The sequence below is a fragment of the Mesorhizobium sp. M7D.F.Ca.US.004.03.1.1 genome, assembly GCF_003998635.1.
GTDB lineage: Bacteria > Pseudomonadota > Alphaproteobacteria > Rhizobiales > Rhizobiaceae > Mesorhizobium > Mesorhizobium loti.
On the sequence record NZ_RZQG01000541.1, the window covers coordinates 1 to 4167 of the forward strand.

Sequence of the window (4167 nt, forward strand, 5' to 3'; positions counted from 1 at the left end):
GCCCCATCCTGTTCCAGGCATCCAGCCCGGCGATCTTGTAGGCCTCGGCGAGCGTCGGATAGTTGAAGGTGTTGTTGACGAAGAAGTCGACAGTGCCGCCGAGGTTGATCACCGCCTGGCCGATGTGGATGAGCTCGGTAGCGCCCTCGCCGATGATGTGCGCGCCGAGCAGGCGGCGCGTTTCGATCGAGAACAAGAGCTTCAGGAAGCCGGTGTTGACGCCCATGATGTGGCCGCGCGAGGTCTCGCGGAAACGCGCCACGCCGACCTCATAGGCCGCACCGCTCTCGCGCACCTGTTCCTCGGACTGGCCGACCGTCGAGATTTCCGGCACCGCGTAGATGCCATAGGGAAAGGTTTCCGGCGGTGGCGGCAAGGGCACGCCGAAAGCATGGCAGGCCGCCACCCTGCCCTGCTCCATCGAAGTCGAGGCCAGGCTCGGAAAGCCGATGACATCGCCGGCGGCATAGATGTTGGGGACGCTGGTCTGGAAGGATTGCGGATCGACTTTGATACGCCCTCTGGTGTCGGCGTCGATGCCGACGACATCCAGGCCCAGGCTGCCGACATTGCCGGTGCGGCCGGCGGCGTAGAGGACGACCTCGGAACGAATGGTGCGGCCATCGGCCAGTTCCACCTCGGCAGCGTCCGGCTTGGACCGTATTTCCTTCACCGCGCTGCCCAGCCGGATGGTCATGCCACGATCGCGCATCTGGTGGATGAAATCGTCGACGATCTCGCGGTCGACGAAATCGAGGATGGAGTTGCGCGGCTCGACCAAGGTTACCGGCACGTCGAGCGCGGAAAAGATCGTCGCATATTCGACGCCGATGACGCCGGCGCCGATCACCGTCAGCGTGCGCGGCAAGCGATCGAGCTCCAGCATCTCGTCGCTGTCGAAGACACGGGTCTTGTCGAAAGGCACGTCGCGCGGCCGGTGCGGCCTGGTGCCGACCGCGATCAGCGCATTGGCAAAACCAACCTCGCTGTAATCGCCGGTATCGGTGGTCAGGCTGACCTTGTTGGGGCCGAGAAATTTGACCGCAGCGCGAGCGCTCTTGACCGTGTTGCGCATGAACTGATGTTGCAACACCTCGACCTCGTGATCGAGCGTCTTGTGCAGGCGCTCGACCAGATCGCCGACCGAGATATCCTGCTTGACCCGGTAGCCGCGCCCGTAGAAACCGCGCTCGCGCCAGCCCGAGAGGTTGAGCACGGTTTCGCGCAGCGTTTTCGACGGGATGGTGCCGGTATGCACGGAGACACCGCCTAGACGCCGGCCGCGGTCGACCACCAGCACCGATTTGCCGAGCTTGGCCGACTGCACCGCGGCACGGCGACCGGAAGGGCCGCTGCCGATGACCAGCATGTCGTAGTCCATCTTGCCCCGTCCCCTACCCCTGAGCGCTTTGTTGCGCCGCAGCAAGCTAATGCCATCCGCGTCGCAAATTCAACCGGTTCAGATTGCATCTCACGCTGTTTGAGTTCGTGCGCCGCAAAAAGCCCGATCTTGATTCCGCGACGGGCCCTCACCATTTCATTGTTGAGCGGCCCGCACCCTATGTAGGGCCCCTGTTACGAGGAAATGACATGAACGCGCGCGTTCTCGACGGCGAAATCATCACCAGCAGGCTTGACGATGTCAGGGCCTATGACGGCGTGCGCACGAAGCGCATCCTGGCCTTCGTGATCGACTATGTCATCGTCGCGCTGCTCACCATTCCGTTTGCCATATTGGTGTTCTTCCTCGGGCTTTTGACCCTCGGCCTTGGCTGGATGCTGTTCGGCGTCCTGGTGCCGGCCGTCGCCATCCTCTATATCTGGAACACGCTGGGCAGCACCGACCAGGCCACCACGGGCATGAAGATGATGGGCATCCGCCTCGACCGGCTTGACGGCAGGCCGATCGACGGCCTCACCGCGGTCGTCCATTCGGTGCTGTTCTGGGCCGGCAACGTCATCCTGTCGCCGCTGGTCCTGCTGGTGACACTGTTTTCCGACCGCAAGCGCACCTTGCACGACCTTTTGCTTGGCACGGTCGTCAGCCGCACCGACCGCTGAAACGGCCCTCTGAAGAGCAGTCGCAACCGATTGAGCGCAAATATGAAGGCGTCGAGTCGACCACGTCTCCACAATCCTGTTGAATTTTTCGCCGTCCGCGCCAAAGGTAGAGCGATTCGAAGGAGTGTTTTCAAGGCTCGATGACGCAGCATCCGACCCAGTCGCCGCAGTTCTTCCTGACCGCGCCGTCGCCGTGTCCCTATCTCGACGGCCAATTCGAGCGCAAGGTGTTCACGCACCTGGTCGGCGACAAGGCGGCGGAGATGAACGACCTGTTGACGCAAGGCGGCTTCCGGCGTTCGCAGAACATCGCCTACAGGCCGGCATGCGAGACATGCCGCGCCTGCGTTTCGGTACGCATCCTGGCCCAGGAATTCGTCGCCAGCCGCAACATGAAGCGCGTGTTGCAGCACAATTCCGACCTCGTCGGCCATATGCACAATGCCGAGCCCTCGACCGAACAATATTCCCTGTTCCGCAGCTACCTCGATGCCCGCCACCGCCGTGGCGGCATGTCCGACATGACGGTGCTCGACTATGCGATGATGGTCGAGGACACCCATGTCGACACCAAGGTGATCGAGTATCGGCGGCGCGGGCCCGACACCTTCATCACCGGCAAGGGACAGGGCGAGCTGATCGCGGTGGCGCTCACCGACAAGATGGCCGACGGCCTGTCGATGGTCTATTCCTACTTCAATCCCGATTTCGAGGAGCGTTCGCTCGGCACGTTCATGATCCTCGACCACATCGCCCGCGCCAGGGCGATGGGCCTGCCCCATGTCTACCTCGGCTACTGGGTCAACGGCTCGCGCAAGATGAATTATAAGATGCGCTTCATGCCGCAGGAGCATCTCGGCCCGAAAGGCTGGGAGCGCTACACCAACGAAGCGGTCACACGCTAATTACTCTTTCCCAAGTCCGGGCCTAAACATTTTCAACTGAGATGATGCCGGTCTTTCCGCTGGTTGGCGGAGAGTGTGCGATTGCGCCGATCCGCCGTCCTCTCCCGAATTCATTGCGAAAGCCGCTGCATGTCGTCTCACGATGCTCACACCAAAGGACTTCTGCTCACCGCATTTGGCGGACTGACGCTGACCGTAGACATCCCGCTGATCCGGCTCGCCCATGGCGAGGCGTGGACGATCTTGCTGCTGCGCACCGGCTGCACCGTTCTTGCCGGGCTTGTCATTTGGACGGTGTGGCGCTCGTTGAGCGACAGGGCGCCACAGCTCGTTCCCGGACGGCTGGGACTTGCGGTAGCAACGCTCTACGGGCTTGGCTCGATCGCCTTCATTACCGCCGTCTACAACACCTCGACCGCCGACCTCGTCTTCATCCTCGCCTTCACCACCATGTTCTCGGCGCTGCTTTCCTGGCTGTTCCTGAAGGAGCGGCCACGACCTCTGACTCTGGTGGCGCTGGCATTGATGATCGTTGGGATTGCCATCATCGTCGGCGACTCCATCGGCAACGGATATCTGTTCGGCGACATCATGGCCTTGTGCTCGGCCCTGTGCGTCGCCTGCGCCATCACCATCTCGCGGGCGAGCGGCAAGGATATGGGCTTCACCGCGCTGATCGGGGTGGTGCTGCCTTTTGCCGTCGCCGCCTTCATGGTTTCGAAGACCGGCTTTCAGGTGGAGGCGCCATGGTGGATCATCCTCAACGGCGCCGTCATCATGCCGATAGCGTTCTTCTGCCTCGCCAACGGGCCGAAATACATCTCAGGTCCCGAGGTGGCGATGTTCTATCTCCTGGAAACGGTTCTGGCGCCGGTCTGGGTATGGATGATCTTTGCCGAGACGCCGTCGCGCAACAGCCTGATCGGCGGCGCGATCCTGATCGTCACGCTGATTGCGCATTCGCTGTGGCAACTGCATGAAGGGCGCAAGCGCCGTGCCGACCTTGCGGTGCATCATCCGGTGTAGCGCAGGCCGGCTTTCGAGATCAGGCGCTGGCTTTCTTCGCCACGTCAGGTTCCGGCAGGACCTCGATTTGCGGGCCGGCTTCGATTTCGACTGGCGAGCCCGGGACGATTTCGTCGGTCAGCTCCACCTCGCGTAGCCATTCGCGCCAGATCGCGACCAGCAGGGCCATCAGCAC

The 4167-nt window shown here is 62.3% G+C and carries 4 protein-coding genes and 1 pseudogene; 3 read left to right on the forward strand and 2 right to left on the reverse strand.

Annotated features, from left to right (window positions below; all coding sequences use genetic code 11):
* Positions 1-1381, reverse strand: a 1381-nt coding sequence (gene sthA, locus EN935_RS24930; RefSeq protein WP_127373706.1) for a Si-specific NAD(P)(+) transhydrogenase, incomplete at its 3' end; no start/stop codon positions are given.
* 209 nt (positions 1382-1590) lie between these two features.
* On the opposite strand from sthA, the gene EN935_RS24935 reads away from it, so the two are divergent.
* From EN935_RS24935 to EN935_RS24945, 3 genes are all read left to right on the forward strand, one after another.
* Entirely contained in the window at positions 1591-2061 is a 471-nt protein-coding gene (locus EN935_RS24935; RefSeq protein WP_109668557.1) for an RDD family protein, read from the forward strand.
* A 140-nt stretch (positions 2062-2201) separates the two neighbouring features.
* Entirely contained in the window at positions 2202-2966 is a 765-nt protein-coding gene (locus EN935_RS24940; protein ID WP_109668555.1) for an arginyltransferase, read from the forward strand.
* A gap of 129 nt (positions 2967-3095) precedes the next feature.
* Positions 3096-3992 carry an EamA family transporter gene (locus tag EN935_RS24945; RefSeq protein ID WP_109668553.1) on the forward strand — a complete coding sequence of 299 codons (897 nt, stop codon included), beginning with the start codon at positions 3096-3098 and terminating at the stop codon, positions 3990-3992.
* Positions 3993-4011: 19 nt separating this feature from the next.
* Here EN935_RS24945 and EN935_RS42250 read toward each other — a convergent pair.
* Positions 4012-4167: pseudogene (locus EN935_RS42250) on the reverse strand (AI-2E family transporter); the annotation flags it as partial.

What these genes read in the sequence shown, in the direction of transcription:
- EN935_RS24940 (WP_109668555.1), top strand. Translation starts at nt 2,202, where the DNA reads ATGACGCAGCATCCGACCCAGTCGCCGCAGTTCTTCCTGACCGCGCCG.
- EN935_RS24935 (WP_109668557.1), top strand. Translation starts at nt 1,591, where the DNA reads ATGAACGCGCGCGTTCTCGACGGCGAAATCATCACCAGCAGGCTTGAC.
- EN935_RS24945 (WP_109668553.1), top strand. Translation starts at nt 3,096, where the DNA reads ATGTCGTCTCACGATGCTCACACCAAAGGACTTCTGCTCACCGCATTT.